General features: G+C 45.0%; 2 protein-coding genes. Both read right to left on the bottom strand.

Going from position 1 to position 1,308, the window contains the following annotated elements; translation table 11 throughout:
• A partial coding sequence (locus A3738_RS26495) for an AraC family transcriptional regulator ligand-binding domain-containing protein (protein WP_197474059.1) occupies positions 1-482 on the bottom strand: 482 nt, incomplete at its 3' end.
• Between the two features lie 86 nt (positions 483-568).
• Positions 569-1,308: efflux RND transporter permease subunit (locus A3738_RS26490; RefSeq protein WP_197474058.1), on the bottom strand; the 740-nt coding region annotated here is incomplete at its 5' end.

Below are 1,308 nucleotides of genomic sequence, written 5' to 3'. Positions count from 1 at the left end.
CGATCAATCATCCAGCAAGACAAACGAATCCATATCACGAACATAGAGGTAATAAAAAACACTTCATCTTCACCTAGAGGATTATCCCACGCGAAGACAAAGCGAGCCTCGTCGCCCTCTTCTTCTAAGGTCAAACGCAGATCATCCGTGAGCAAGGCGATATACCGAGCACTCCGAAGCAAGCCTCGTCTGAGGTTAGGCGCAGAGATAAGGGCGTGGCACATCATCGAAAACGTTCCGAGTTTGAGTCTGTGACTCAGAAAGCCGCCCGCCTCATCTTCCATGTAGCGCCACAAAGTAATTAAAAATACGCCGAGCTCCTCAAGAGGGAAGCGCGTGTTGTCATCATCAATATTAATCAAATCAAGCCAATGCTCTAGTCTGGCTTGCGCGCACACGGCTTCAAGATCAACCGCGCGTTTACGAGGTGCGATAAGTAATGATCGAATGAGTTGAATGGGAACAGAATGCTGACGCTTCAAAGTACACCTAGTTTTTATTCTATACATCAAATGACAACCTAGACCTGAAGCCTAAGCTCTTACCATTCATTGTAAACAAACGCGCTCTAGTGTGAATGTGTTTTTAAAAACAATCGCTTGATATCTTCAACCACAAGATAGTTAATCGGCACTAATATCAGGGTAATCAAGGTCGCGAACAAGATCCCAAAGCCTAAGGATACCGCCATAGGTATCAAGAATTGTGCTTGTGTCGATTTTTCAAACAACAAAGGCATTAATCCGATAAAGGTCGTCAGTGACGTCAATATCACAGGCCTAAAGCGTGACGCTGCAGCAATGCGCACGGTATGATGAATCGCCATCCCTTCAGCGCGCTTTTTATTGACGAAATCAACGAGCACCAAGCTATCGTTTACCACAACACCAATAAGAGCGAGCATACCGAGCAAACTAATTAAGGTAAGATCCATCCCCATAATGAAATGACCACCAATCGCACCTATTGCTCCGAAGGGAATCACAGACATCACAATAAACGGCTGAAAGTAGGACTTGAACGGAATCGCCAATAAGCAGTACACGACAAATCCGACGAACAGTAACCCGTATTTCAAGCTTCCAAAGGACTGACTTTGCTCCTTGGCCTCACCTTCTAACAAGTACGTAATTCCAGGATATGCAGCTAACTCAAGGTCTAAGAAATCTCTTAACTCTTGATTCAAAATCAACATGTTGGTGTTTTGCTTGTCGACATCAGCCTGCACATTGATCGTACGCTTACCGTCTTTACGAAGAATCGACAAGGGACTGATCGATGGAGACAGATCAGCAATAGCCCCCAAGC

Source organism: Oleiphilus sp. HI0066, assembly GCF_001635725.1.
Note: the sequence above shows the minus strand (reverse complement) of the source record. Positions and strands in the feature narration are given on the sequence as shown.